General features: G+C 42.3%; 3 protein-coding genes. All 3 read left to right on the plus strand.

Features of this window, described 5'->3' with window-relative positions; translation table 11 throughout:
- On the plus strand, positions 1–588 hold a 588-nt coding region (locus V7659_RS29245; protein WP_335543552.1), incomplete at its 5' end, for a PTS sugar transporter subunit IIC.
- 66 nt (positions 589–654) lie between these two features.
- Positions 655–972: a PTS lactose/cellobiose transporter subunit IIA gene (locus V7659_RS29250; RefSeq protein ID WP_335543553.1), complete on the plus strand. Its 318-nt coding sequence runs from the start codon at positions 655–657 to the stop codon at positions 970–972.
- A 22-nt stretch (positions 973–994) separates the two neighbouring features.
- A partial coding sequence (locus V7659_RS29255; protein ID WP_335543554.1) for a 6-phospho-beta-glucosidase occupies positions 995–2,284 on the plus strand: 1,290 nt, incomplete at its 3' end.

The following is a 2,284-nucleotide window of genomic DNA, read 5'->3' on the forward strand; positions in this document are numbered from 1 at the left end:
GTTCAACTCTTATGGTCGACCGGATTGCACGGGGCCAGTATTGTCGGCGGCGTTATGGCGCCTATTTGGTTAGCGCAAACAGACGCGAACCGTCTGGCGCTTCAAGCTGGAGATGAAATTCCAAATATTATTTCCCAACAATTCTTTGATATTTTCATTTATATGGGCGGCTCTGGTGCGACATTTGTTTTTGCTCTTATGATGTTATTTATGGCGAAGAGTCAGCAATCCAAGCAATTAGGCCGTCTGGCGATTGGACCAGGAATATTCAATATTAATGAACCGATTACATTCGGAGCGCCAATTGTATTGAATCCATTGCTCATTATTCCATTTATTTTAACACCGTTGGCACTTACCATTACGACTTATATTGGGATGAGTACTGGTTTTGCTCCGAAGACAGCTGGTGTTGCCGTACCATGGACGACTCCTCCAATTATCGGCGGATATTTAGCAACAGGCGGAAATATCAGAGGGGCGTTAATGCAAGTGATTAATTTAGTCGTTGCTTTTGCGATTTACTATCCATTTTTTAGAATGTGGGATAAACAAAACTTCAATGTTGAAAAAGGGTCTAGCAATTAACAATAGAATACAAGGGCTTGCCATCTGGCAAGCTCTTGGCATGTATCATAGGCGGGGGGGACAAAGATGACGAAGGAAGAATTGTACCAACTCTCATTTCAATTAATTCTGCACAGTGGGAATGCTCGAAGTCTCGCCATGGAAGCGATTTTTACAGCCAAAGAAAAAAACTTCACTTCTGCACTGGAAAAACTTTCAGAAGCTGATGATGAAATTATCCATGCCCATCGCTTTCAATCACAATTGATCCAAGCCGAAGCGGAGGGCAAAGATTTCGACATCCCCATTATTCTGGTCCATGCGCAGGATCATTTAATGACGGCTATCACATTAATCGATTTAGCAAAAGAGATTGTTGAGATTCGCCAAGAAATGAATGCTTAATAAAGTGGGAGGTTCATAGAAAGTGATGAAATCAATTAAAATTACCACCATTGGCGGCGGTTCGAGTTATACTCCTGAGCTGGTCGAAGGATTAATCAAACGATACGACGAACTACCATTACGCGAACTGTGGCTTGTGGATGTTGAAGAAGGTAAAGAGAAATTAGAGATAGTTGGAAACTTAGCAAAACGGATGTTTCAAAAGGCAGGACTTCCTGTCGAAGTGCACTTAACACTAGATCGAAGAGAAGCTTTAAAGGATGCCGATTTTGTGACCACACAATTCCGAGTGGGTCTCCTTGAAGCCAGGGCCAAAGATGAGAGAATCCCGTTAAAGTATGGGGTTCTTGGCCAAGAAACTAACGGACCAGGCGGACTTTTTAAAGGTCTTCGTACGATCCCAGTTATTTTGGATATTGTTAAAGATATGAAGGATCTTTGTCCTGAAGCGTGGCTCGTTAACTTTACCAATCCAGCAGGGATGGTGACGGAAGCTGTTCTCGGTTATAGTGACCATCGAAAGGTTGTCGGACTGTGTAATGTTCCGATTGGGATGGAAATGGGAATTGCAAAACTACTAAAAGTTGATCATTCACGTGTCCGGATTGACTTTGCAGGACTAAACCATATGGTTTACGGTTTAGATGTTTACGTGGATGGCGTTAGTGTAAAAGATCAAGTCATCGAATTTTTAACCAACCCTGAAAATTCAAGCTTTGTGAAAAATATACAAGGACAAGGCTGGGAGCCTGAATTTATCCGGGCTTTAGGGGTCCTTCCATGTCCGTATCACAATTATTATTACAAAAGTCGTGAAATGGTTGAAAAAGACATCAAAAATGCGGAAACGGTTGGGACACGTGCGGAAGTAGTGAAAAAGTTAGAAGAGGATCTCTTTGAACTTTATAAAGATCCCAACTTGTCCATTAAACCTCCACAACTCGAAAAACGAGGGGGAGCTTATTATAGTGACGCGGCGGTCCGATTGATTTCTTCTATTTATAATGACAAAGGGGATATTCAACCGGTTAATACGTTAAATAATGGTTCGATCGCAAGCATTCCTAATGATTCTGCTGTTGAGGTTAGCTGCATCATTACAAAAGAGGGCCCGAAGCCACTTGTGATGGGTGATCTCCCAGTTCCGGTCCGAGGTCTTGTTCAACAAATTAAATCATTTGAACGGGTGGCAGCCGAAGCCGCGGTTAAGGGCGATTATAATCTAGCAATCCTCGCGTTAACCATTAATCCTTTGGTTGCTTCTGATACCATTGCGAAACAAATCGTCGACGAAATGTTAGAAGCACATAAA

The sequence above is a fragment of the Neobacillus drentensis genome, from assembly GCF_036966985.1.
Lineage (GTDB): Bacteria > Bacillota > Bacilli > Bacillales > Cytobacillaceae > Neobacillus > Neobacillus drentensis_E.

Bases quoted from the DNA above. Each gene is read 5' to 3' on its own strand.
- V7659_RS29250 (WP_335543553.1), top strand. From the start codon at position 655: ATGACGAAGGAAGAATTGTACCAACTCTCATTTCAATTAATTCTGCAC.